The 25,918-nt window shown below is 70.1% G+C and carries 15 protein-coding genes and 1 pseudogene; all 16 read left to right on the top strand.

Annotated features, from left to right (window positions below; genetic code table 11):
• The first annotated feature begins 20 nt into the window (after nt 1-20).
• Nucleotides 21-4,541 carry an FtsK/SpoIIIE domain-containing protein gene (locus CCK91_RS13775; protein WP_086474478.1) on the top strand — a complete coding sequence of 1,507 codons (4,521 nt, stop codon included), beginning with the start codon at nt 21-23 and terminating at the stop codon, nt 4,539-4,541.
• Between the two features lie 121 nt (nt 4,542-4,662).
• The gene (locus CCK91_RS13770; protein WP_056008215.1) at nt 4,663-4,959 is read left to right on the top strand and encodes a WXG100 family type VII secretion target; all 297 of its coding nucleotides are present in this window, start codon (nt 4,663-4,665) and stop codon (nt 4,957-4,959) included.
• Nucleotides 4,960-5,078: 119 nt separating this feature from the next.
• Nucleotides 5,079-5,576, top strand: a pseudogene (locus CCK91_RS13765) (hypothetical protein); the annotation flags it as partial.
• Complete coding sequence (locus tag CCK91_RS13760; RefSeq protein WP_086474476.1) at nt 5,576-6,520, top strand: hypothetical protein; 945 nt, start codon at nt 5,576-5,578, stop codon at nt 6,518-6,520. The pseudogene CCK91_RS13765 and the gene CCK91_RS13760, both read left to right, overlap by 1 nt.
• Entirely contained in the window at nt 6,517-8,175 is a 1,659-nt protein-coding gene (locus CCK91_RS13755) for a hypothetical protein (RefSeq protein WP_086474475.1), read from the top strand. The genes CCK91_RS13760 and CCK91_RS13755 overlap by 4 nt, the downstream gene beginning before the upstream one ends.
• Nucleotides 8,176-8,186: 11 nt before the next feature.
• Entirely contained in the window at nt 8,187-8,717 is a 531-nt protein-coding gene (locus CCK91_RS13750; protein WP_086474474.1) for a hypothetical protein, read from the top strand.
• The gene (locus CCK91_RS13745; protein WP_086474473.1) at nt 8,714-9,535 is read left to right on the top strand and encodes a PP2C family protein-serine/threonine phosphatase; all 822 of its coding nucleotides are present in this window, start codon (nt 8,714-8,716) and stop codon (nt 9,533-9,535) included. Before CCK91_RS13750 ends, CCK91_RS13745 begins: the two co-directional genes overlap by 4 nt.
• Nucleotides 9,536-9,545: 10 nt before the next feature.
• Nucleotides 9,546-10,901: an FHA domain-containing protein gene (locus CCK91_RS13740; protein ID WP_133059999.1), complete on the top strand. Its 1,356-nt coding sequence runs from the start codon at nt 9,546-9,548 to the stop codon at nt 10,899-10,901.
• 1 nt (nt 10,902) lies between these two features.
• The gene (locus CCK91_RS13735; protein WP_086474471.1) at nt 10,903-12,546 is read left to right on the top strand and encodes a serine/threonine-protein kinase; all 1,644 of its coding nucleotides are present in this window, start codon (nt 10,903-10,905) and stop codon (nt 12,544-12,546) included.
• Nucleotides 12,547-12,585: 39 nt separating this feature from the next.
• Complete coding sequence (locus CCK91_RS13730) at nt 12,586-13,347, top strand: hypothetical protein (RefSeq protein WP_086474470.1); 762 nt, start codon at nt 12,586-12,588, stop codon at nt 13,345-13,347.
• Between the two features lie 102 nt (nt 13,348-13,449).
• Complete coding sequence (locus tag CCK91_RS13725) at nt 13,450-18,696, top strand: Ig-like domain-containing protein (protein WP_086474469.1); 5,247 nt, start codon at nt 13,450-13,452, stop codon at nt 18,694-18,696.
• Between the two features lie 45 nt (nt 18,697-18,741).
• Nucleotides 18,742-19,710 (top strand): AAA family ATPase, encoded by a 969-nt coding sequence (locus CCK91_RS13720; protein ID WP_085510244.1) that lies wholly within the window; start codon nt 18,742-18,744, stop codon nt 19,708-19,710.
• On the top strand, nt 19,707-21,086 hold the full coding sequence (locus tag CCK91_RS13715; RefSeq protein WP_086474468.1) for a DUF58 domain-containing protein: 1,380 nt from the start codon (nt 19,707-19,709) through the stop codon (nt 21,084-21,086). Before CCK91_RS13720 ends, CCK91_RS13715 begins: the two co-directional genes overlap by 4 nt.
• Complete coding sequence (locus CCK91_RS13710; protein ID WP_086474467.1) at nt 21,083-23,536, top strand: transglutaminase-like domain-containing protein; 2,454 nt, start codon at nt 21,083-21,085, stop codon at nt 23,534-23,536. Before CCK91_RS13715 ends, CCK91_RS13710 begins: the two co-directional genes overlap by 4 nt.
• Before the next feature lie 37 nt (nt 23,537-23,573).
• Entirely contained in the window at nt 23,574-24,215 is a 642-nt protein-coding gene (locus tag CCK91_RS13705) for a spermidine/putrescine ABC transporter substrate-binding protein (protein ID WP_086474706.1), read from the top strand.
• A 120-nt stretch (nt 24,216-24,335) separates the two neighbouring features.
• The gene (locus CCK91_RS13700; RefSeq protein ID WP_086474466.1) at nt 24,336-25,790 is read left to right on the top strand and encodes a hypothetical protein; all 1,455 of its coding nucleotides are present in this window, start codon (nt 24,336-24,338) and stop codon (nt 25,788-25,790) included.
• Nucleotides 25,791-25,918 lie beyond the last annotated feature (128 nt).

The following is a 25,918-nucleotide window of genomic DNA, read 5'->3' as shown; positions in this document are numbered from 1 at the left end:
CACTTCCAAGGGGATCCTGCATGCGCATCAAGCTGACGTTGACCAGGCCGTCGGGGTCGTCCGCCGACATCGTCGTGACGACGGACGCGGCGGCGAGCATCGCCGAGGTCGCGTCGACGATCGCGCGCGTCGACCCGCAGGGGCCCGATTCCGCGAACGCCGACTTCACGCTGCACGCGCGTCTGCCGGGTTCGACCGAGACCCTACCGCTCCCGCCGGAGGCTCCCATCGGTGAGGCATGGGTCGGCTCGGGTGCCGTCATCGAGCTCGCCGACGCGGGGGTGTACTACTCCGCGGCGCGCACCGGCCAGGCGCCTGCCGTCGCCGTCGTGCGGGTCCTCTCCGGCGACGACGCCGGCCGCGAGTTCACCCTGCCGGCCGGCAGCTGGACCATCGGTCGCGAGGCGAGCTGCGACATCGTCCTCGACGATCCGCTCGTCTCGAAGCGGCACGCACGCCTCGAGGTCGGCGGCGAGATCGAACTCGTCGACCTCGGCGCGGCCAATGGCATCGTCGTCGACGGCGGCATCGTGCCCCGACTCAAGGTCATCGAGCCGGAGCGCGTGCTCATCGGCGACACCGAGGTCGAGATCGGGTTCGCCGGGACCGTCGGTCGCGCGGGTGTCGTCCCGAAGGCCGGGCCCGTGTACTTCAACCGCTCGCCGCGCGTCGAGCAGCGCTACGCGGGGGAGACCTTCCCCGCCCCAGAACCACCCACCGAGCGCGAGAACCAGCCGTTCCCGCTCCTCGGCATGCTCACGCCGATGCTCCTCGGCGGCGCGATGTACTTCTTCACGCGCAACCCGCTGTCGCTCATCTTCATCGCCATGACGCCGCTCATGCTCATCGGCAACTACTTCACCGGTCGCGGGCGCAACAAGCGCAAACTCAAGCAGCAGATCAAGATCTTCGACGAGCGCCTCGAGTCCCTCGGCAAGCAGCTCGCGGCCGAGCGGGAGATCGAGCACGACGTCCGCATGCGGGAGGCACCGTCCACCTCGGAGGCGCTCAAGCACGCACTCACGCGGGGGCCACTGCTGTGGACCAGGCGCCCCGAGCACTGGTCCTTCCTGAACCTCCGGCTCGGCGTCGGCACCATGCCCTCGCGCAACGAGGTCTCGGCGAAGGCCCGCGACAGCTTCCTGCCGGAGTTCCAGGAACGACTCGAGAAGCTGAAAGAGCAGTACGCGACGGTCGCCGACGTGCCGATCATCGACAACCTCTACGACGCAGGCGCGCTCGGCATCGCCGGTTCACCGCAGACCGCCGGGGGAGCGGTGAACGGCATCCTCGTCCAGCTCACCGCCCTCCACTCGCCGGCCGAGGTCGTCGTCTCGGCGATCGTCTCGCCCGCGTGGTCGAACGCCCTCTCGTGGGTCAAGTGGCTCCCGCACGCGTCGTCGCCCAACAGCCCGCTCGACGTCGGCCACCTCGCCGACAGCGTGTCGAGCGGCAACCTGCTGCTGGCCGCGATCGAGGAACTCGTCCAGACCCGCCTGCAAGCGGCGCGGGCCGGCGACGCCCGACGCGGCGCCATCTCCGAGAAGCAGGCGGCCCAGGAGCGCGGCGCGGAGATCGGGACGAAGAGTTCCAACGACACCGGCACGAAGTCCCCGATCCCCGCGATCGTCCTCCTCATCTCCGACGACGTCGGCGTCGACCGCGCACGCCTCGTCCAGCTCGCCGAGATCGCAGCGGACGCGGGGGTCTTCCCGATCTGGATCGCCGACGACGTCGTCTCGCTGCCCGCCGCCTGCCGCACCTTCCTGCAGGTCCCCGAGGCCGGGGCCGGCGTGGACGCACCGGCGACGGTCGGCATGGTCCGCCTCGGCTACTCCGTCGACGACGCCCGCCCGGAGTTCGTCGACCCGGTGACGGCCCTCGACTACGCGCGACGCATGGCGTCCGTGATCGACGCCGGTGCCCTCGTCGAGGACTCGAGCGACCTCCCGCGGTCGGTGTCGATGGTGACGCTGCTCGGCCCGGAGCTCACGACCTCGAGCGACGCCGTGGTCGACCGCTGGCGGCAGAACTCCTCGATCCACGACCGCACGCCCGGGCTCCCGCCGAAGCCCCGCCGGGCCGGCCAGCTGCGCGCGACCGTCGGATCGGGCGGTGTCGACGCCATGCACCTCGACCTCCGCGCCCAGGGCCCCCATGCCCTCGTGGGCGGGACGACTGGTGCCGGCAAGAGCGAGTTCTTGCAGGCCTGGGTGCTCGGGATGGCGGCCGAGTACAGCCCCGACCGCGTCTCGTTCCTCTTCGTCGACTACAAGGGCGGTTCGGCCTTCGCGGATTGCGTGACGCTCCCGCACTGCGTCGGACTCGTCACCGACCTCAGTCCGCACCTCGTCCGGCGGGCGCTCACGAGCCTCCGAGCCGAGCTGCACTTCCGCGAGCACCTGCTCAACCGGAAGAAGGCCAAGGACCTCCTCGAGCTCGAGAAGCGGGGCGACCCCGACTCGCCACCCGCCCTCGTCCTCGTCATCGACGAGTTCGCGGCGCTCGTCGGCGAGGTCCCGGAGTTCGTCGACGGCGTCGTCGACATCGCCCAGCGCGGTCGCTCGCTCGGGATCCACCTCATCATGGCGACCCAGCGGCCTGCCGGTGTCATCAAGGACAACCTGCGCGCGAACACCAACCTCCGCGTCGCGCTGCGCATGGCCGACGAGTCCGACAGCCAGGACGTGGTCGGCGTCAAGGACGCGGCGCACTTCGACCCGGGCGTCCCCGGCCGTGGCATCGCGAAGACCGGTCCCGGTCGCCTGAGCATCTTCCAGTCCGGCTATGCGGGCGGCTGGACGAGCGACGAGCCCAAGCGTTCCGACATCGAGGTCCGGGAGCTGCGGTTCGGCGGTGAGACACGCTGGGAGGAGCCCCGCGCGGCCGACGCCGAGGAGGAGCGCGACCTCGGCCCCACCGACCAGCAGCGGCTCGTCGCGAGCATCATCGCCGCAGCCGACCGGGCATCCATCCCGGCGCCGCGACGGCCCTGGCTCGACGAGCTGGCGCCCGTCTACGACCTCAGCAAGCTCCGTCAGCGTTCCGATGCCGAACTGCTCATCGGTGTCGCCGACCTCCCGGACTCGCAGGAGCAGCGTCCGGTCTACTTCCGGCCCGACGTCGACGGCCACATCGCCGTGTTCGGCACCGGTGGCTCGGGCAAGAGCACCGTCCTGCGGACCCTCGCCACGGCGGCGGGCATCACGCCGCGTGGCGGTCCGGTCGAGGTGTACGGCCTCGACTTCGGCGCGGGCAGCCTCCGCATGCTGGAGGCCTTGCCGCACGTCGGCTCGATCATCCCCGGCGACGACCAGGAGCGCGTCATCCGACTGCTCCGCCGGATCAAGGAGATCGTCGACGAGCGCAGCGTCCGATACGCCGAGGCGAACGCGTCGTCCATCACCGACTACCGGCGCGTCTCGGGTCGCAACGACGAGCGCCGCATCCTGTTGCTCGTCGACGGCTTCCAGTCCTTCCGGCAGGAGTACGAGACCACGCTCGGCCTGTCCTCCTGGTACACGCTGTTCCAGCAGCTCATCACCGACGGCCGGCAGCTCGGCGTGAACATCGCCTTCTCGGCCGACCGCCCGGGCTCCGTCCCGACGAACATCAGCTCCGGTGTGCAGCGACGCGTGGTGCTGCGCCTCGCGGACGAGACCGGCTACCAGCTCCTCGGCGTGCCGAAGGACATCCTCGGCCCCGAGTCTCCCGCCGGCCGGGCGATCGTCGACGGCCTCGAGGTCCAGGTCGCGATCCTCGGTGGTTCGCCGGTGCTGTCAGATCAGTCCGTCGCGACGGTCCGGCTCGCGGAGGCCATGTCCCGCGCGGGAGCCACGATCACGGCTCCGCCGATCGGCGCGCTGCCGAAGGAGATCGAGGCGCGCGAGCTGCCCGAGCGCGTCGGCGACCGCCCGGTGCTCGGCATCGGCGACGCCGACCTCGCACCGATCGGGTTCGACCCGTCCGGCGCGTTCCTCGTCGGCGGCCCTCCCGGCAGCGGTCGGACGAACGCCGTCGCATCCCTGGTCGGCGCCATGCGACGCTTCGATCCGGCGACGCGCTTCGTCTACTTCGGCTCCAAGCGCTCGGAACTGCTGCGGGAGCTGCGCTTCGACGAGTCGGCCGTCACCCCCGAGACGATCGCCGAGCAGGCGAAGGTGCTGTCCGCGGCGATCGCGGCGGAGACGGTGACCGGCCGGACGGTCGTCGTCATCGAGACGCTGTCGGACTACCTCAACGGCATCGCCGACCCGCCGCTCGTGGAGCTCATCAAGGCCATCAAGCGCAGCGACCACCTCGTGATCGCCGAGAACGAGGTGTCGGGCTGGTCGTCGTCCTGGCCGCTCATGGGCGAGATCAAGAGCGCCAGGCGGGGCATCCTGTTGCAGCCGGAGCAGATGGAGGGCGACCTCGTCCTCCGGACGACCTTCCCCAGACTCGCGCGCAAGGACTTCCCGCAGGGGCGCGGGATCTACGCGAACCGCGGCGCACTGTCACGCGTGCAGCTCCCGATCGCGCCCGAGTTCCCCGTCACCTGAGCGGCGTCGTCCCTGGGTGGGGACTGCATGGGGAGTGCTCCCCATGTGCTCCCGCGAGGCGTTGTGGTTACATGATGAAGGCACCGACGGTGCCGGTGACCACAACGAAGGAGCAAGACTCATGGCCAACATCAACGTCAACTACAGCGAGATCAAGCAGGCCGCCGTCAACCTGACGACGGGTAAGGGCGAGGTCGAGACCACGCTCAACCGCCTGCAGACCCTCATCAACAACCTCGTGTCCTCCGGGTTCCAGACCGACACCGCGTCCGGCACCTTCAACGAGACCTACACGGCCTTCACGCAGAGCGCGACGGTCACGATCCAGCACCTCGACAAGCTGTCGGGCTACCTCAACAACGCTGTGACCACGCTCGAGCAGACCGACGCAGCGCTCGCTGCCGGCGCCGGCCAGTAGTCACCACCGTCGGCTTCGCTCTGCGCGCCCTCTCGACCAGGTGTCGGTGAGGGCGCGCGGGTTTTCCGGCGAAGGCGACCCACGGCGACAGCGACGCAGCACCACGCGACGAGGAGCGAGCAGTGTACGGCGACACCCGACAGATCCGCCTCCGGGCGACGGAGCTGCGAACCCTCGCGACCGAGGTCCGCAGCCGTGCCGGAGACCTCCGCTCGGCCGCCGAGATCGCGTGGACCTCCACCGCGGCGGAGACCTTCATCGAGCAGCTCGGCACCCGGGCGGTCTCGCTCGAGAACTCGGCGACGCAGCTCGACGACGCCGCCGACAAGCTCGACGCGCACGCGACCGCCGTCGAACACGTGAAGCAGCTCATCGAGGACGCAGCCCGTTGGGTGGGCGACCGCTGGAACGACGCGGTGAACCTCGTCTCCGGCGCGGTCGAGACCGTGAAGGACGGCGCCGCGAAGGTGTTCGAGTTCTTCGGTCAGGAGGTCCCGGACTTCCTCGTGCACCAGGCCAAGGACATCGTCGCCTCCACGCCGACGCTTCCGACACCCGGTGATCGCAGCTGGTTGGACCTTGCAGACCTCTACCGCAGTCGAGGATGGACCCCCTGATGCCCATGACCCGCACCCGACCGGCCCCCGCCACCGCAGCGTTCCTGCTGACCGCAGACGAACTCCACGTCCTGGAGCACCGCACGCCGCACCTCGTCCTGCCACCCGCCTTCCACACCGAGTGGGGCTCGGACGTGCCGCCCGCCGAGGTCCGTGAGCGCGAGCAGCGAGCCGTCGTGCGGCTCCGGGAGCGGCGACTCCTCGCCCGTGGCGACGACAGCCTCCCGGACGACCTCACCGCTGACGTCGATCCCGATTTCGCCGCCTTCCTGTCGATGCCGCAGTTCGCGACGGCGGCCGTCGACTCCTCGTGCTGGTCCCTCGATCGCACGGCGATCCAATCCGTCTCCGTGATCGGCGCCCACGCTCTGGCGCTGTTGCGGACGCAGCGGGTCGACCACTCGGACGCAGCACTCGCCGAGCACGGCACCGCCGCACGCGACGAGGACGCCGTGGAGATCCGCGCGTTCGACACCGCCGGGCTGGCACAGCAACTCCTGCGGCCGCTCTCCGCGCTCCACGACGTCCCCGATACGCGGGGTCGTTCGACCGACGTGGTCGTCCTTCCGCTCGCGGACGCCGAGGCGCTCGTCCTCGCGCTCCGCCAGGACCGTCCAGACGTCGTCGGCGCGGTCGTCGAACAGCTCCACAGCCCGCGGGCCGCAGTGCTCCTCGGCGGCGTCGCCCAGCGGATCGACGGCGGCTTCCGGCTCGACGCGCTCTCCCGGAGCGGGGAGCCCATGCGACGTTGGACGGACACCTGGCTCCGTGGTGCCGACGGCTGGGTCGCGGTGTCGGTCGACACCCCGGACCTCGAAGCGGCGGGTATGGACCCGTCCACCGTCGCCGAGGGGACCCGGGTCTCGCTCCGGGCCGTCCGCCGCGCGGACATCGTCGCCGAGGTGTTGGCGATCGCCGCGACCGTCCAGGGGGCACGAGCGTGAGCGGCATCACGGTCTCCGGCGGTGCCGGCGGTGTCGGCGCGAGGCTCGACGACATGCGGCTGCAGGCACAGCAACTCGCCATGTTGTCGACCGAGCTGATCGGACGCTCGGGCTCGGCCGCTGCGAAGGCGATCGACGGCGACCTGCTCGAATCCATGATCCTGTCGCCGGTCACGGGGGCGGCCGCGGAAGGCGCCATCGTCCTCGCCTCCGGTTCCCTCCTCCTCGTCGCGACCGAGACCGGCGTCTCCGCCGTCTTCCTCGAGGGCGCCGTCGTCGCGTACGAGACCGCCGACCAGCTGATCGCCGCCGCGACCGTCGCCCTCCACAACGGGGTCGCCTTCGTCATCGGGGTCCTCGCGGTGCCGGTCGGCCTCGTCGCAGCGGCGGGCGTGGTCGTGGTGGGAGGGGCGTGGATGCTCACCGTGGCTGGCGTCAACATCGTGGTCGAGGGTGTCGACTCGCTGGTCGAGGGCACCCAGCAGACGCTCGACCAGATCGGCGACAACCCGTGGCTGCTGCTCTCTCCCGCGGGTGTCGCGGGGCTGTTCACCGCCAACTCGATCGCCGCCTACTCACCGCAAGAGGTCATCGACCGGACCGCCGCGACGTATGCGGATGCACTCGCGAGACTGCAGGAACTCGCTCCGATCGCAGGCCAGGCGGCCAACGAGTGGCTGGGCGACAACGCGTGGATCGAGGACATCCTCACGGATGGCGCCCCAGGCCTGCTGGCCGGCCTCACCTTCCTCCCCGGGTTGTTGCCCGGCTTCAACGGACTCATGTCGGTCGTCACCGGCCAGGGCTGGCCGCCGCTCACCTATGAGCAGGCGATCGACGCCATCGCCACCGGTGGCGGCCGGTTCGGCCTCTTCGAGGATGGCACCGCCGCTCTCGAGCTCGGTGCGGACGGGAAGCCGAAGCCTCATGCCGTCCCGGACACGGAGGTGCGGGGGCTCGGCGATCTCATGAACGGTTCGAGCGAAATCGATCGGATCGGCGGCGACGACTTCAGCGACATCCGGATCGTCGAGAGCGCTGGCCCGCCGAAGTCGTACATCGTGCAGATCCCCAGTACCCAGGTGTGGAATCCCGACGCGGGGCCCGCCGCGAACGACTCCACCTCCGACGTCGTCGCCATGCAGGGGGAGCAGACCGCCTTGGCCTCCGCGGTGCTCGACGCCATGCGCGCCGCCGGCATCTCATCGACCGATCCGGTCATGCTGGAAGGGTTCAGTCTGGGCGGGATCACGGCAGGGCTGATCGCCTCGGACCCGTCGGTACCCTTCAACATCACCCATGTCGCCACCGCGGGCTCGCCGGTCGCGCGATACGACATCCCCGATGACGTCCAGGTGCTGTCACTCGAGTTCGAAGAGGACCCCGTGGCACGGTTGGACGGACGAAAGAATCCGGACAGGGCCAATTGGACGACGGTGCAGGGCGACGCACCACGGCTGATCGACCCGGCGACGCAGGAGCTCGAGGAGGATGGTCCGGGAATCGCGTTCTCGCACAACTCACATCGGTACGAGGAGTTCGCCGATCACGTCGCGAGCGCTGGCGACCCGAGTGTCGACGCCTTCGTCGATTCAGCGGACCCGTTCTTCAGCGGCGATCAGACCGTCGTCGACTACCGGGGGACTCGCCAGTGAGACGCAGGACGATGGCATCGCTCATCGCATCGATGCTGCTGAGCGGACTCCTCGCCGGGTGCACGTTCATGCCGAGTGCTCAGCGCCCACCGGCCGGCGATCCGTCCCCGTCCGGTCCGGTCCGGTCCGTAGACGAGTCGGTGGAGGCGATCCAAGCCATCGACGGTGTGACTGCTCGCATCGCGCGAGCGAACGACGGATCCAGGGCGTACCTCTCGGTCAACGTGGAACTCGACGAGGCGTTCGCCGCGGAGATCGCGGCGGGAGATGGCGAGACACGAGACGCGGCCCTCCTCGACTTCGTTCTCGGACAGGTTTGGTCGCAGGGTGAGGAGTCACCGGAACGTTACGTGACGTTGGGCGTCACCGGCGCGGGTCGTGACCAGGCCGCCATCACAGCGGCTCTCGCACAGATCGGTGTCTCGGCCATGCCGTACTCGGGACAGTCGGTCTCGCTGAAGCTCGCCGACCTCGAGTCGCGCTACGGTAGCTGGCCGGGAGCAGTCCCCGAACTGCCCGCGACGTTCGGAGGCACGGGATGACGACGATCGAGACCGCGCGGTCCACGCACACCCTGCGCAGCGAGGGCCGGACCGACACCGGGCTGGTCCGACGCCTGAACGAGGACGCGTTCTACGCCGGCCCGCCCGCCTTCGTGGTCGCCGACGGCATGGGCGGGCACGAACGCGGCGAGGTCGCGAGCCGTGAGGTCGCGGCGGCGCTCGAACGCGGCATCCCGATCGGCATGCCGACGACGACCGAAGCGGTCGTGACCACGATCGTCGCCGCCAACGCGGTCATCCGAAGCATCCCCACGCCGAACGGGGTCATCGGCACGACCGTCGCGGGCCTCGCGCTCGTGGCGCTGTCGCCGCAGACCGACCTCCACTGGATGGTGTTCAACGTGGGGGACTCCCGCGTCTACACCTGGACCGACGGCGCACTCCGTCGGATCACCGTCGACCATTCGGCCGTGCAGGAACTCGTCGATGCCGGTTCCATCACGGAGGCGGAGGCGCGCGAACACCCCGATCGCAACATCGTGACGAAGGCGATCGGCGTCGAGTCAGGCATCGACCCGGACGTCTGGCTCCTCCCCGTCGCCGGGCGGCAGCGGTTCCTCCTCTGCTCCGACGGCCTCACGGGCGAACTGTCCGACGAGCGGATCGCCGAGGTGCTGTCGCAGGGCTTCGAGGGAGCCGCCGACCGCCTCGTGGAGCTCGCGCTGGCCGCCGGCGGACGGGACAACGTCACCGCGCTCGTCGTCGACGTCGTGTCGACCTCGCTGATGTCCAGCGGCCCCGGCTACGATGACGCGGGTGGTCTCGGGTATCTTGAAGAGACGATGCCGCGAGGCTAGAGGAGTGGCCGTGTACTCGTACGAAATGGAACCGGCCGAGGTCCGCCGTTGGCTCGCTGTGGCGGGTCCCGGCAGACTGGTGCTGGTCGACGCCCAGGGAGACGACACCGCCGCTGCCGCATTCGCCGCAGACCTCCCAGGCGACGCGTCGTTGTCGCTGATCGTCGACCGCCTCGCGGCCGGCGGTCTCTCGAGCACGCCCGCGTTCGCCGCGGCGGTCTGGGACGAGTCGGGCGCGACGGTCATCGTTCGCGGGCTCGCGGCCGCCGTCGTGACGAGCGCCGCCGGCACCGAGACGGTCCTGGGCGCCCGCGCGACCACCTGGGTCGAGGAACACCACGCGGACGCGGTGAGCGTCACGCTCCGGAGCGACCAGCCGAACCCGTCCGGCGTGCGCCTCCCGCTCGGGTCGGGAGCCGTCTGGACGACCTCCATCACGGCGACCCTCGACGAGGAGACCACGGCTTCCCTCGCCGCTCCGGCCGCCGACGAGCGCCGGCCGACCGAGTCCACGAGCGCGCCGACCGCGGCGGAGCAGCTCGCGGCACCGCCCGTCCCGGCCCCCGCCGAGCCCGCTGCATCCGCGGCGACCTCGGACGACGCGGACGACGAGACGGACGGCGATGAGGCGACCCCGGTGGCGCACGTCGAGCCCGTTCAGCCGCTCCACGTCGTGCCGTCCGTCTCCGACACCCAGTTCTTCCACGACGAGGACGACCCGGACGAGACCCCGACGACCCCGGATGAGCCCGTCGACGAGGGGTACGACTTCCTGTTCGGCCAGACCGTGCTCCGTCCGGTCGGTGCGGCGGCGGTCGACGAGGCCGGCGACGCCGAACGCGCTGCGGCCGAGCAGTCGGCGAACCAACAGGCGGGAGCCACCGCCGTCGCCACGCCGGAACCCGCAGCAGTGGAACCATCGGACCTCGGCGACCACGACGGCCACACGATCCTCGCCGAGGATCTCGCCGCATTGCGCGCGCGTCGCGCGGCCGAGACGCCGCCCCCGCGGTCGTCCACCCCGTCGGCAACGCCGCTCACCTACCTCGAGCTCCCCGGCGGCACCCGCCAGTCGCTCGCCTCGCCCGTCGTGCTCGGCCGGGCACCGAGCGTCTCGCAGGTCCCGGCGTCAGTCGTCCCGACGCTCGTCACCCTCACGGGAGACGACATCTCGCGGAGCCACGTGCGCGTCGCGGTCGAGGGTGGCACGGTCATCGTCACCGACCTTCACTCGCGGAACGGCACACAGGTCGTCCTGCCCGGTCAGGCGCCGCAGTCCCTGCGACCGGGGGAGCCGACACCGGTGATCGTCGGGACCGTCATCGACCTCGGCGGCGGCGTCGCGCTGCGCGTCCGAGAGGGCTGACGTGCGCCGCTCACCCTCGCAACCGCCGGCCATCCCCGGGCTGCGGTTCGAACGACAGCTCGGAGCCGGTGGGTTCTCCGACGTCTTCCTCTACGAGCAGCAGTTGCCGAGGCGTCAGGTCGCCGTCAAGGTACTCCTCGCCGAGCACCTCAGCGAGCAGACCCGCGAGGCCTTCGTCGCCGAGGCGAACCTCATGGCGCAGCTCTCCGCGCACCCGTACATCGTCACGATCTACACGGCGGACGTCGCCCCGGACGGCCGACCGTACCTCGCGATGGAGTACTGCGCGGGGCCGAGCCTCGCCGAGCAGGCGAAGCTGCGGCGGTTCGCCGTCGCCGACGCACTGCGGACCGGCGTCCGTCTGGCCAGTGCGGTGGCGACCGCCCACGCGGCCGGTATCCTCCACCGCGACATCAAACCGGCCAACGTGCTCACGAACGCATACGGTTGGCCGGCGCTGACCGACTTCGGCATCTCGCAGGCCGTCGAACTCGAGGTCCCGTCGACGGCCGGCCCCGGGCGCCCTGGCGACGTCGGTTCGACGGGGGCCTCGGGCACGCAGACGGTCGGTCTCTCGATCCCCTGGTCGCCGCCCGAGATGTTCGAGGACGAGCCGCATCCCGACGTCCGATCCGACGTCTTCTCCCTGGCCGCGACGGCCTACACGCTGCTCGCCGGACGCACGCCGTTCGAGATCCCCGGGCAGTCGAACGGTGCTGCCGACCTCATCAGCCGGATCGAGCGCGGGACCGTCACGCCGCTCGGGCGCGACGACGCGCCGGCGTCCCTCGTCGCGACGCTGCAGAAGGGCCTCGCGAAGGACCGCGCCAACCGCTTCGAGAGCGCCGTCGACTTCGCGCGGGCGCTGCAGCGGGTCGAGATGGAGCTGGCCTACGCGCCGACGCCCATCGACATCCCGAACCTCGTCCAGCCGCAGTCGCAGGCCTCCCGACCGGACACGTCCAGCAGTGCGTCGGACGAGACCCGGGTCCGGCAGGTCCCGACGGTCGAGGCCCAGCCGCGACCGGGCGTGCCGAGTGTGCAGCCGTCGATCGGCGACGAGACGGTCGTGCGTTCGGCCGGGCCGCTCGTCCAACCGATCCAGCCGTCGGCCCCGATCACCGTCGGTGCGGCAGCGGTGCCCTCCGAGACGATCCGCCGCGTCCGTCTCGAGACCGCCGCTGCGGTTCCCACGGAGGACCCCGATGCCGATGCGGCCGGACGTGCCGGACGCCGCCGACTGACCCGCCTCCTCGTCGTGGGCGGTGTCGCGGTGCTCGCGGTCGGCGGGATCGCGGCCGGGATCATCTGGCAGGGAGCGGCGGCCGACCCGAAGCCGACGGCCGCCGCGACCGGGGCGCCCATTCAACTGAGCGACGTCCCCTCGCCGAAGCCGTTCGGGGTGAACATCAGCGAGGACGGCAGCGTCGTCACGTTCATCTGGGACAACCCGGATCCGCAGGACGGCGACTCGTACATCTACCAGGTGACGAGCAGCGGCAAGAATTCGCCGAAGGTGCCGACCTCGACCTACGCGGTCGACCTGAAACCGAGCGCTCCGGGCGCGCAGCTGTGCATCGAGGTGGTGATCGTCCGGGGCGGCGTCACCTCGCCCGATCCACTCGAGATGTGCTCGCAGCAGTAGCGGGAGCGAGACGATGACCGACCACAGGGGGACCACACGATGAGCACGGACGAAGCGACGGACACGGCGACGGCGAAGACGGCGGTGCGCGTCGAGTTCTGCGGCGAGGAGTACGCCGTGGACGCACGCAAGCCGTTCCTGATCGGTCGCGAGGGCGACCTCGTCGTCGACGAGAACCCATTCCTGCACCGCACCTTCCTCAGTGTCACCTTCGATGCCGGTCTCTGGTGGCTCACGAACATCGGGAACACCCTCTCCGCGACGGTGACGGACACGACCGGCAACGTGCAGGCGTGGCTCGCGCCCGGTGCGCGGCTCCCGATCGTGTTCCCCGAGCTGCAGGTGTTGTTCAGTGCCGGGACGACGACCTACGACTTCACGATCACCTCGGACCTCGAGTACTTCAGTCCGTCGCAGCTCTCGACGACGACCGCCGGGACCACGACGGTCGGGCCGATCCACCTGACGAGCAGCCAGCGCCTCCTCATCGTCGCCCTGGCCGAGGACGTCCTGCGCCAGGCGTCGCCCGGCCGCGGCGAGATCCCGGCGTCGGCCGCCGCTGCCGCCCGCCTCGGCTGGAGCCAGACCACCTTCAACCGCAAACTCGACAACGTCTGCGACAAGCTCGACAAGTTCGGCGTCCAGGGGCTCCGCGGCGGGCCGGGGAAGCTCGCGACCGGCCGTCGTGCACGGCTGGTCGAGTACGCGGTCTCGACCCGTCTCGTGGACGCCAGCGACCTCCCGCTCCTCGACCACGCCGATCAGGCGGACGTCGGCGGGGGGCAACCGGTTCGTGGTTGACCCTCGCAACCGTTTTCCATGGCTGACTTCTTTGTTAGAGTGACTCCGCGTTTGCAGCGTGGCGCATCGACCGATGCTTGACCGAACATCACCTGGGGGACCGTGAGCAACTGGAGTGCCTGGCTGCGCAAACGCAAGACCGCGGCCTCGATCACGGCCCTGTCGGTCCTCGTCGCCGTACCGGTGACCGCCGCGCTCATCCACCAGGGCTTCCCGGTCACGGAGGTGGATCTCGAGTCCCGCGACGTCTGGGTCACCAACGGCGAGTCGCTCCTCGCAGGGCGTCTCAACGATCAGATCTCCGAACTCGACGGAGCGGTGTCGACGGCGTCCAACAACGCCGACGTGCTGCAGGACGGCGACGACGTCTTCCTCCAGGACAAGGCGCTCTCCTCGCTCGAACGCATCGACCCGGCCTTCACGAGCCTCATCCAGCGCGTCTCGCTGCCGACCGGCGCGACGGTGCACTACGGCGGCGACCGACTCTCGGTCGTCGCGGGGGAGACCGGCAAGCTCTGGTCCGTCGACGCCGCCGGGGAACTCCGGTTCGACCCCACCGAGACCAAGCCGATCGTCTCCATCGGCAAGGCCGGCCAGGCGGTCGTCACCTCGACCGGCACCATCCTCGCGGTCGCGCCTGCCAAGGGGATCCTCTACCGCATCCTGCCCGACGGCACGAAGACCGAGTCGAAGCTCCCGAAACTCGACGACTACCAGTTGAGTGCGGCTGGTGAGCAGGCGGTCATCCTCGACGTGAAGTCCGGCGACCTCGTGAAGCAGGACGGCTCCGTCGTCGAGCTGCCGGGCAAGCCGCTGAAGATCCAGGAGCCGTCGGCGTCGGACGACGCGGCCGTCATCGCGACCGGCGACTCCCTCGTCCGCATCCCGCTCGGTGGCGGCGACCCGGAGGTGCTCGACGCGGACGTCGTCACCGAGGCGACGAGTGCGGCCGAGGTCACGGCACCGGTCAACCTCGACGGCTGCATGCACGGTGCGTGGGCCTCCTCCAGCCGGTATGCGGCCGAGTGCGCCGACAAGAAGCCGGTCATCGCCGACATCAACCCGGAGACCGTCGGGCAGCAGCTCGTCTTCCGGGTGAACCGCTCGGTGATCGCGCTGAACAACGTCCAGACCGGCAACTCCTGGCTCGTGCAGGCGAACATGCGCCTCGTCGACAACTGGGACGAGGTGACGCCCCCACAGGAGGAGGACGGCGAGGACGGCGATGAGAAGGCCTCCGAGCAGTCCTTCGAGGACACGCTCGCGGAGCGCACCGAGGAGAACCGTCCGCCCATCGCCCGCGACGACGCGTTCGGCGTCCGCCCGGGTCGCGCGACCGTCCTGCCGCTGCTCGACAACGATTCCGACGCCGACGGCGACGTCCTGACGATCCAGAACACGAGCGACGTCGCGGCCGAGACCGGCAAGCTGGAGTACATCGACGGCGGGCGCGCGCTCCAGTTCACCCCGGCCGAGGGCTTCGTGGCCGGGACGACCTCGTTCCGCTACTCCGTCAACGACGGCCGCCCAGGCGGCGTGGCCGAAGCGAACGTGAGCATCGCCATCAAACCACCCGAGGTCAACGAGCCGCCGACGTCCCATCGAGAGGCCGCCGTCTCGGTCGAGGCCGGGCAGACGGTCACCTACAACGTGCTCGCCGACTGGCGTGATCCCGACGGCGACGACATCTTCCTCCAGTCGGCCTCGCCGGCGTCCAGCGACCTCGTCCGGTTCACCCCGGACGGCTTCGTCACGTTCACGCACGCCTCGCCCGAGATGGGCCCGCGCGACGTCAAGTTCGTCGTGTCCGACGGAGTCAACTCGGCGGAGGGCACTCTCAAGGTCGACGTGCAGCCCGCCGGAGCCCTGAGTCCGATCGGCACACCCGACTTCGTCTCGACCTTCGTCGGCGAGTCCGCGCTCGTCCAACCGCTGGCGAACGACCAGTCACCGAGTGGGGCCCCGCTCGGTCTCATCGGCGTCGAAGCGTTGCAGGGCGGTCTCGTGTCCTCGCCGAGCCTCGAGAAACAGTCCGTCACGGTCTCCTCGAACGAGCCGGGCACCTACTACCTGAAGTACACGCTCGGCGCCGGCATCGCCTCGAGCATCGGGCTCATCCGCGTCGACGTCCTCGAGAAGCCCACCGATGTGCGGCCGCCGGTCGCTGTCAAGGACGAAGGGTACCTGCGTCCGAACGAGACGATCACGATCCCGGTCCTGGCCAACGACGAGTCGCCGGGCGGGCAGGTGCTCGCCGTGCAGTCCGTCTCCGTTCCCGACGAGTCGACCTCGTTGTCCGTCGAGGTCCTCGACAGCGCGGTCATCCGCGTCTCCTCCTCCGCGCCGATCGAGCAGCAGCTGCAGTTCACCTACGTCGTGTCCGACGGCACCTCGTCCGCGACCGCGGCCGTGACGGTCGTCCCGGTGCCACCCCTGCCGAAGCATCAGGCACCGGTCGCCACCGACGATGCGGTCGTCGTCCGCGCGGGCGACATCGCCAACGTCGCGGTGCTCGAGAACGACTACCACCCGGACGCGGCGGTCATGCTCGTCGACCGCCAGCTCGTCGAAGATCCGACCGCCGGCCTCGCCTTCGTCGACGACGACGAGGTCCGCTTCCAGGCGCCGAGCGAACCGGGCACCTACACGACGACGTACCGCGTCTCCGACACATTCGGCGAGGCCGACACGGCGACGGTCACCTTCAACGTGGTCGGCGAGGACAAGAAGAACAACCAGCCGCCCGTGCCGCAGCTGCTCACCTCGCGCGTGTTCGCGGGTGCGACGGTCCGCGTGGACGTCCCGCTCGACGGCCTGGACCCGAACGGTGACTCCGTCGTCGTCGACGACATCGCCTCCGCACCGTTGCTCGGTCGCGTCATCGAGCAGGGGAGCACCTGGTTCGTCTATGAGGCGGCTCCGGACTCCTCCGGGACCGACACCTTCCAGTACCGGGTCAAGGACACCTACGGCGCGGTCGCCGTGGGCACGATCAAGATCGGCGTCATCGGGCGTCCCGAGGTCGACGGCCAACCGAACGCGGTCGACGACTACATCGAGGTCCTCCCGGGCAAGGTGGCCTCCGTTCCGGTGCTCTCGAACGACTCCGACCCGAACGGGTACACACTCAAGCTCGCTCCGAAACTGCTCTCGGTGGATGACGGCCTCACCGCCGAGGTCAGCAAGAGCCGTGTCGTCATCGAAGTGCCGGAGGAGGAGGCGTTCTTCACCGTCCGATACCAGATCACCAACGGCAAGGGTGGCATCGACAGCGCCTACATCCAGGTCAAGGTGACGAAGGACGCGAAGCCGCAATTCCCCGAGGCGGATGACCACGTCCTCGAGGACGCCGACATCGTCGGCAAGAAGACCATCGACATCGACGTCCTCGACGGCGCGCAGAACCCCGGTGGGCTGATCGACGACCTGCAGCCGAGCCTCGAAGGTGTGAACGCCGCCTCCGGCGAGGTCCGCGACGGCGGCACCATCCGGGTGACCCTCACCGACCGACGCCAGGCGATCGCCTATCGATTGACGGATCCGGTGACCCAGCTGAGCGGTGCCGCGTTCATCATCGTGCCGGCCGCGACCGACGGCGAGCCACCGCGGATGAAGAGTCCGTTGCCGGAGCAGATCGTCAAGGTCAACGAGACGCGCGCCTGGAAGCTCTCCGACATCACCGAGGCGCCGTCCGGGAAGCCCGTCACGATCGCCTCCGAGGGCAGCGTCGTCAACTTCCGCAGTAACGGCACCTCGAGCTACGTCGACGACGCCACGATCACCTTCACCCCGGCGAAGGACTACCGCGGACCCGCCTCGGTGAGCTTCGAGGCCACGGACGGCCGCGAGAGCAAGCTGCTCACGCTGCCGATCACGGTGGGCGACCCGAACCTCGAGGACGTGCCGCCGACGTTCACCCCGGTGACGATCCCCGTCGAGGCGGGTGAACCGGCGATCGTCGTCGACCTCCGCGCCTCGAGCGACCACCCGAACCCGAAGATCCTGGCTGCGCTGTCGTACCAGGGGCTCACCGGGACCACAGCCGGTATCCAAGGCTCCCTGTCCGGGTCGCAGTTGTCGGTCTCCGCGCCGCAGGGCACGCAGCCGGGGACGTCGGCGACCTTGAACTTCACGGTGACCTACAAGGAGTACTCGATCCCCGGATCGGTGCAGGTGCAGGTCGTGTCGTCGACCCGCCCACTCCCACGGGCGATCGACGACCGCGTCGAAGAAGGCCGCAAGAACAAGGCCGAGTCGATCAGCGTGCTCGCGAACGACTACAACCCGTTCCCCGACACCCCCCTCAAGATCGTCGACGCCACCGTGGAGAGCGCGCCGGCCGGTGGAGCGACGGCGACCTTCTCCGGGAGCACGGTGACGGTGACCCCTGGCTCGTCGAAGAGCGGGACCGTCAGCGTCATCTACACGGTCCAGGACGCGACGAACGACCCCAACCGGAAGGTCCAAGGTCGCATCACCGTCATCGTGAAGGACGTCCCCGATCCGCCGACCATCGCGGTCAAGAGCGCGAAGAGCGGCAAGATCGTCGTCGTGGTCGGCGGCTCGCCGGCGAGCAACGGTTCGCCGATCGAGTCGCACTGGGTGAAGTGGACGGGCGGCGGCGACCGGCAGTGCGCCCCCGGGAACGACTGCTCCTTCGACGTGACCAACGGGCAGAGCTACTCCTTCAGCGCCTACGCGAAGAATGCGGTCGGGAACAGCGCTGATTCGGGAGCCGAGACGGCGACAGCATACGGCGTCCCGAGTGCACCGCAGAACCTCTCGATCGACTCGTCGGGCGACGCCCCGTCGACGCTGACGATGCGGTGGTCGGCCCCGGCGGACACCGGAGGTCGCGTCGACTCGTACAAATGGCGGGTGATGAAGGGCTCGAGCGCGGTGTACTCCGGCGAATCCTCGGGCACCAAGGTCATGCAGGGCCAGGTCCCGTCCGGCACCTACCAGCTCTACGTCTCCGCGACCGGGCCGGGCGGTACCGGTCCCGAGGCCGGGCCGGTCCAGGTGACGGTCAACGATCCGCCGCCGAAGAACCCCACCGGGTCCATCAGTCGTGGTGCCGGTCCGGTGACGTGCCCGAGTGACGGCAAGTTCGGCTGTTACCGCGTCGTCGTGAACTGGAACGACTTCGAAGCCGGCAGCTACCGTCTCGACCTCTACGAGAACGGTTCCGTGGTGAGCACGCTCGACGGCCAGAACATCGGTGCGAGTGGGAGCGCACAGTTCTCGCGGCTCTACGGCAAGACCAACTTCTCCCTGTACGTCAAGTTCACTCGTCTGTCAGACGGCAAGACGTGGGATGTCGCACAGACCAACGGCACCGACTGGTGAGCTCCGTTCCGAATCCCACCCGATGAGAAAGCACCCCACACACCCATGACTGTCACGCAGGAACAGGCCACCTGGTTCGCCGACGCGTTCGGCAAGCTCGTCGGCAACGTCGAGCAGGCCATCCTCGGTAAGGAGCACGTCATCAAGCTCGTCGTCACGGCCATGCTCTCGGAGGGCCACGTGCTCCTCGAGGACTACCCGGGCACCGGCAAGACCGTGCTCGCCAAGGCCCTCGCGAACACGCTCGACGGCACGAGCTCGCGGATCCAGTTCACGCCCGACCTCCTGCCGTCCGACGTCACCGGTGTGACGATCTACGACCAGGGCAAGGGGATCTTCGAGTTCCACAAGGGACCGATCTTCGCCTCCATCGTGCTCGCGGACGAGATCAACCGTGCCTCGCCGAAGACGCAGTCGGCGCTGCTCGAGGTGATGGAGGAGGGCATCGTCACGATCGACGGCACGAGCTACGAGGCCGGCCAACCCTTCATGGTCATCGCGACGCAGAACCCGATCGAACAGGCCGGCACGTACAAACTGCCCGAGGCGCAGCTCGACCGCTTCCTCATCAAGACGACGCTCGGCTACCCCGACCGCCAGACCTCCGTGAACCTGCTGCTCGACGCCTCCAACCGGGCACGCGCGACGAAGGTGCAGCCGATCATCGCGTCCAGTGCGGTCATCACCATGGCGCAGCTCGCCACCGAGGTGCACGTCGACGGCAGCATCCTCGAGTACGTCGCCGACGTCGTCGCGGCGACGCGGGACGACCAGGACGTCGCGCTCGGCGTGAGCATGCGCGGTGCTTTGGCGCTCGTGCGCGCCGTCAAGACCTGGGCGATCTCGCAGGGGCGCACCTACGTCACCCCCGACGACGTCAACGACCTCGCGCAGGCCGTCCTCGCACACCGCATCATCATCGACCCCGAGTCCGACTTCGCCGGCGTGACCGCGCAGGACGTCGTCGCCCGGGTCCTCGTCAGCATCGCTCCGCCGGCGTACCGCGCAGCATGAGCGAGACCCTCGAGCAGCGCGCCGCCGCCGCACCGGACGGATCCGATCCGGTCCGCTCGGCGACGGTCGGCGCGCCTGCCGAGGCGGGCCCCGAGGGTCCCGACGCGCACGTCGACGGCGCGCCGGCTCCCGCTCGACGGCCGAACCCGTTCCGCAGCGCGCTCGACGGCGTCGGTGCCGTCGTCGTGCCCTGGGCCAGGGTCGTCTGGTCGGCGGCGCAACCCGTGCTCGCGGTCGTCAGCGGGCTGGGCTGGGTCGTGCTCGCGATCGGCGTCATCGCGACCGTCGCCGGCTTCATCCTGGGGTGGGCGGAGCTCGTCTTCCTCGGCTTCGTCCCGCTGGCCGCGTTGCTGGCCTCCGTCGCCTACCTCTTCGGGCGGTCGACCTTCCGCATCTCCATCCACTTGAACCCCAGCCGGGTCACCGTCGGGGAGCGCGCGATCGGGCAGGTCCTCATCGCCAACCCCGGCAACCGTGCCACGACGCCCACGCGCCTCGAGGTCCCCGTCGGCTACGGCCTCGCGGAGTTCGCCATCCCGGCGATCCCGAAGGACGGCGAGCACGAGGAACTGTTCGCCGTGCCGACGAACCGGCGGGCCGTCATCCCGGCCGGGCCCGCCGTGTCGGTCCGTGGCGATCAGCTCGGTCTGCTGCGCCGCGAGGTGCGCTGGACGGAACCGGTCGAGCTCTTCGTGCATCCCGAGACCACCCGTCTCCACCCGACGGCCGCCGGTCTCATCCGCGACCTCGAGGGCCTCGTCACGAAGACCATCACGAACAACGACATCTCCTTCCACGCGCTCCGCGGGTACGTCCCCGGTGATGACCGCCGCTACATCCACTGGAAGTCCTCCGCGAAGACGGGCCAGCTCATGGTGCGGCAGTTCGAGGAGACACGGCGTTCGCAGCTCACCATGGTGATGACGACCGACTCCCGCTACTACGCCGACGACGAGGACGAGTTCGAGTTGGCGGTGTCACTCACCGCGTCGATCGCGACCCAGGTGATCCTCGACCAGGTGCCGATCAGCGTGGTGACCGACCGGCTCGCGCTGCGGACCCACACCGTGACCTCCTTCCTCGACGACAGCTGCCGGCTGCAGCTCGCCGAGGGCACCTTCGACACCCCACGCACCTTCGCCCGGGAGACCACGAAGCGTCTCCCTGCACCGAGTGTCGTCATCATCGTCGCCGGTTCGCGACTCGAGGCGCAGGAGTACCGGGGGATCCAACGCCTCTTCGGTCCCGACGTCAACGTGTTCGGGATCCGCGTCGAACGCGGTGCACGGGCCGGCATCAAGGACGTCGCCGGGATGAACGTCATGACGGTCGGGGCACTGAGCGACCTCGCCAAGGTCATGTCGAGGGCCCTATGAGCGGGGTCGACGAGCGCACGACCGTGCGCCCCGGACGCGTTCCCGCCGGCTCGGCCGCGGACGTCGACGTCCAGGGCATCGTCCCGACCTTCGTCGCGCCGTGGCCGTTGCCCGGCCGCTCCTGGATCGACCTCGCGGTCGTCTTCGTCCTCGCGGCCCTCGGCCTGCTCGGCTTCGGTGCGGCGCTCAGCGGCACCGGGTTCCTCCTCGCCGGCCTCGGCGGTCTCGCGCTCGGCATGGCGGTCGGTGTCGCCTCCCATGCCCTCCGGCTGAACGCGCTCCTGACCGGCCTCTCGACCGTCCTCGTCTTCTACGTCTTCGGCAGTGCCCTGGCGATGCCGTCGGTCGCGACGTTCGCGGTCCTCCCGAACCTGCGGACCCTCGGTGGGATCAGCATCGGGGCGGTGTTCGGGTGGAAGGACTTCGTCACCCTGCAGACCCCGCTGAGCGCGCCCGCCTACATCATGACCCTGCCCTACGTCGCGGGGATGCTCGTCGGGGTCGTCTCCGCCGTGCTCGCCGTCCGCTGGCTCCCGCGCCGTCCGCAGGTCGCCGTGCGCTGCGCCGTCCTGCTCGTCGGCCCGACCGTGCTGTACGCGCTCGGCGTGCTCCTCGGCACGCAGACGCCGTTCCTGGCGGCCGTCCGCGGGATCGCGTTCGCGCTGATCGCCCTCCTCTGGCTGGGGTGGCGGCCGGGCGCCGGTCGTGGCGAGAACGCTGCGGCGTCGACCACCGCCGTCCTCCGTCGCAAGAAGATCATCGGCACGGCCGTCCTCGCCGCCGTCGCGGTCGTCGTCGGGGGCGGCGCGGCCGTGGTCGCCTCACCGCCCACGGATTCCCGGTTCGTCCTCCGCGAGGTCGTCACCCCACCGTTCGACCCCCTGGAGTACCCGAGCCCGCTCGCCGGGTTCCGCGAGTACACGAAGGACCTCGCCGAGACGAAGCTCTTCACCGCCACCGGCCTCAAGCCGGGGGATCGGATCCGTCTGGCGGCCATGGACAGCTACGACGGACGCCTGTGGACCGTCTCGGGACCGTCCACGGCGACCGACGGCTCCGGTGCCTTCGAACTCGTCGGCGACCACCTGCCCGGACCGAAGCTCATCACGGCCGGTAGCGACCGTCGGGTGTCGATCGACATCACCGGCTACGACGACATCTGGGTGCCCAGCGTCGGGTACCCGAGCGCGCTCACCCTCGACGGCAAGGCGGCGGAGCGATCCGAGGACATCCGCTACAACGCCGAGAGCGGCGCGGCCGTCATCACCTCGGGCATCGGCGCGGGCGACGACTACGAGGAGCGGTCCACGACGCAGGCGGTCCCGAGCGACACGGCCCTCGCTACGACGCCGACCGCAGCGGTCGAGCTGCCACCCGTCACGAACATCCCCGACATCGTCGTCGCGAAGGCGTCGGAGTTCGTCGGCACCGAGACGACGCCGATGGGGCAGCTGCGCGCGATCGAGCAGAAGCTCCGCACCACCGGGTTCCTCAGCCACGGGCTCGCCTCGGACAGCTCGCCGTCGCGCGCCGGCCACGGTGCCGACCGGATGTCCGAGCTGTTCACCCGCACGCCGATGGTCGGCGACGAGGAGCAGTACGCCTCGGCGTTCGCCCTCATGGCCCGATCGCTCGGCTACCCCGCGCGGGTCGTCATGGGCTTCGCGCCCGAGGTGACCGAGGGCCAGAGTTCCGTGCAGGTCGTCGGGGACGACGTGACGGCGTGGGTCGAGGTGCCCTTCGAGGGCTACGGCTGGGTCGCGTTCTCGCCGACCCCCGATGAGACCGAGATCCCGCAGGACCAGGACCCGAAGCCCAAGACCGAGCCGCAGCCGCAGGTGCGTCAGCCGCCGCGCAGTGACAACCTCGACGACAGCCTCCTCACCGAGGCCTCGATCGACGACGGCGACGACAAGGACAAGAACGACGGACTCGTGATCCCGGAGTGGGTGTGGTGGCTCGCGCTGATCGTGGGTGTCCCGGTGTCGCTGTACGTCATCCCGCTCCTCGCCATCTCGGGCGCGAAGCGTCGGCGGACGAAGCGTCGCCGCGAGGGAAGTGGCGACCGCAGCGCCGCCGGTGCGTGGGACGAGTTGATCGACCGCTACGCCGAGCTCGGGTACACGGTGCCCGCGGCCGCCACGCGGTCGACCACGGCGTCCATGCTCGGTGTCCAGGAACCGGAGGGCGCGACCACGCTCACCGCGCTGGCGGGGACGACCGACGATGTCGTCTTCTCCGGTCGTGACGTGGACGACACGACGGCCGACGAGCTGTGGCAGCGGTCGGAGGCCGAGGCGTCGCGGGCACAGGGAGCGCTCGGCTGGTTCGCCCGCCAGCGGAGCCGGTTCCGCTACCGCGCGAAGCGCAGTCTCGTGAGCCGGCTGCAGCCGTCCGGTGCGCTCGCCCGTCGAGCAGCACGCGACCAGCGCGCCGCCGGAGGTCGCTGAGGCGGATGCGGCCGCCGAGGCACTACCCTCGGTGAGTATGGAGCGCTCGCTCGAGACCAGCGTGAGCCAGGCCGTCGACGCCTGGCTCCGGTGGTTGCCGCGCTGGCACCCCGCCGCCCACCGCGGACGCACCCGGATCTGCCGCCGGTGCATCGGGTCGCCGATCCTGCGAGCGGCCGGCCTCGTCGACGACGTCCCGCACCAGGTGCAGCACGGCCTCGCCACCCGGATGAAGGCCCTCGTCGACCACGCCGTTGCGGAGTACACCGAGCGGAACCTCCCCGTCCTCCGCGCGGAACTGCGCGCGGCGGACCTGCGCGAGGCGCAGCGCTCCTACCGCCCGGGGGAGGGGCTCGACCCGGAGTTCGACGGGCTGCAGCTCGACCCCGACCCGGATCCCGAGCAGCCCTACCTCTTCACCCTCGCGGAGCTCGGCGAATCCCAAGCGAGGACCGTCCCGCCACCGCCGCCGTTGTCGGACGACGCGAAGGAGGCGCTGCGCACCGAGATCGCCCTCGCCGACCAGTGCGCGAACGAGACCGGGCGCCGCATCTGCGAACTCCTGGTCGGGCACCGCCTCGCCATCCACGACGCAGTGGAACGGTACGTGGAACCGCAGGTCACCGCGCTCCTCGACGACCTCGCGCTCGAGCTGGATTCCCCAACCTCGCCCTGGTAGCCGTCGGGGTTCCCCCGGACGCAGGAGGGGAGATCTCCCCATCGTGCTGTCCGACACCCGTCACTATACTTTCGAGCACTTGTCATCAGCACGATCCATGCTCATTGGGGGCGCAACACCATGACCGATCCCGGAGATCAGAACCCGCAGCAGCCCCAGTGGCAGCGACCGCCCGCTCAGCCAGACCCGCAGCAGGGGTGGCAGGGCAACGGCCCGCAGCAGTCGGGCTCAGGCCAGCAGCAGACGGGGCAGTACGGCCAGCAGTCGCCGTACGGGCAGTCGCCGACCCAGCCGTCAGGGCAGTACGGGCAGCAGTCCGGCCAGTACGGTGAGCAGTCGCCCGGGCAGGACAGCCAGCAGACGGGTCAGTACAGCCAGCAGACCGGTCAATACGGTCAGACCGCGCAGTACGGCCAGCAGCCGACCGAGCAGTTCGGTCAGCAGGGCACCGGTCAGTACGGCCAGCAGCCCACGGGGCAGTACGGCCAGCAGCCCACCGAGCAGTACGGCCAGGCGCCGTACGCGCAGGGCGCAGGCGGGTACGGCGGAGGGCAGCAGCCGCCCAAGAAGAAGCTCTCGAAGAAGGGGCTCACCGGCATCATCGCCGGTGGCAGCGCCCTCCTCCTCATCATCGTGGGTGGCATCGTCGGCGTCAGCGTCGGCAACGCCCTCCACGCCCCGGAGGTGACGGTCAAGAGCTATCTCGACGCCCTGAAGTCGGGCGACGCCGAGCAGGCGCTCAAGCTCTCCGGCACCGAGGTGTCGGCGGCCGACGTCCTGCTGACCGACGACGCGTACAAGGCCGCGTCCGGCAAGGTCTCCGGATACACGATCGGGAAGACGACGACCAGCGGGAACACCGCGACCGTCGAGGCCCGTCTCACCCAGGGCGGCGAGAGCGTCGACCAGGAGTTCACGCTCACCAAGGTCGGCAAGGACGCCGTGCTCTTCGACAAGTGGAAGCTCGACGCTCCCGAACTCAGCACGGTGCAGGTCGACGTGGTCGCCCCAGAGGACGCGGTCGCGACGGTCGGCGGCGTCGATCTCACCGACGTCGAACCGATCGCCGAGGGGTCCTACCAGCTGCGCGCCCTCCCGGGTACCTACGACGTCGCCCTCAGCGAGAGCGACTGGTACACCGCCGAGGCGACGACCACGACGGCCGTGGGCTTCGGTCAGGCCGCGGAACCGGCGACGCTCGCCGTCGCCCTCACCGACGCCGGGACGACCGCCGTCGAGGAGGCCGTCAACGCGTACATCGACGGCTGCGGCGCGGCGACGGAGCTCGCCCCGGAGGGGTGCCCCTTCGAGATCCGCAACGACACCGGCTTCACCCCCTCCGGCGTGACCTGGAAGTTCGACACCCGCCCGACCTTCACGGTCGGCGACTTCTCGGGCGGCGGCTGGACCGTCGACTCCGAGACCGTCGGACGCATGTCGATGACCTGCACGCTGACCGACCCGGCCACCGGCCAGACCGGCCCGGGCTACAGCATCAACCCCGTCGACTTCGTCGTCGGCGGCACGATCGAGGGCTTCACCGACGAGGGCGCGACCTTCGTCCCGTCCCCGTAGACGCCGAGCTGAACGGCCCCTGGGAGCGATGCTCCCAGGGGCCGTCGTCGTTTGACCACAGCCTGTCGGCGGGCTAGTCTTGGTTGGGTGTGCGCGCTGTCGTGCGCTCTCGTGCTGTCCACGTTCCT

It is taken from the genome of Plantibacter elymi (nom. nud.) (assembly GCF_900177795.1).
Taxonomy (GTDB): Bacteria; Actinomycetota; Actinomycetes; order Actinomycetales; family Microbacteriaceae; genus Plantibacter; species Plantibacter elymi.
Note: the sequence above shows the minus strand (reverse complement) of the source record. Positions and strands in the feature narration are given on the sequence as shown.

Coding starts and splice junctions, on each gene's coding strand:
- CCK91_RS13700 (WP_086474466.1), top strand. CDS start 24,336: ATGACCGATCCCGGAGATCAGAACCCGCAGCAGCCCCAGTGGCAGCGA.
- CCK91_RS13715 (WP_086474468.1), top strand. CDS start 19,707: ATGAGCGAGACCCTCGAGCAGCGCGCCGCCGCCGCACCGGACGGATCC.
- CCK91_RS13745 (WP_086474473.1), top strand. CDS start 8,714: ATGACGACGATCGAGACCGCGCGGTCCACGCACACCCTGCGCAGCGAG.
- CCK91_RS13775 (WP_086474478.1), top strand. CDS start 21: ATGCGCATCAAGCTGACGTTGACCAGGCCGTCGGGGTCGTCCGCCGAC.
- CCK91_RS13705 (WP_086474706.1), top strand. CDS start 23,574: ATGGAGCGCTCGCTCGAGACCAGCGTGAGCCAGGCCGTCGACGCCTGG.
- CCK91_RS13730 (WP_086474470.1), top strand. CDS start 12,586: ATGAGCACGGACGAAGCGACGGACACGGCGACGGCGAAGACGGCGGTG.
- CCK91_RS13720 (WP_085510244.1), top strand. CDS start 18,742: ATGACTGTCACGCAGGAACAGGCCACCTGGTTCGCCGACGCGTTCGGC.
- CCK91_RS13710 (WP_086474467.1), top strand. CDS start 21,083: ATGAGCGGGGTCGACGAGCGCACGACCGTGCGCCCCGGACGCGTTCCC.
- CCK91_RS13770 (WP_056008215.1), top strand. CDS start 4,663: ATGGCCAACATCAACGTCAACTACAGCGAGATCAAGCAGGCCGCCGTC.
- CCK91_RS13760 (WP_086474476.1), top strand. CDS start 5,576: ATGCCCATGACCCGCACCCGACCGGCCCCCGCCACCGCAGCGTTCCTG.
- CCK91_RS13750 (WP_086474474.1), top strand. CDS start 8,187: ATGGCATCGCTCATCGCATCGATGCTGCTGAGCGGACTCCTCGCCGGG.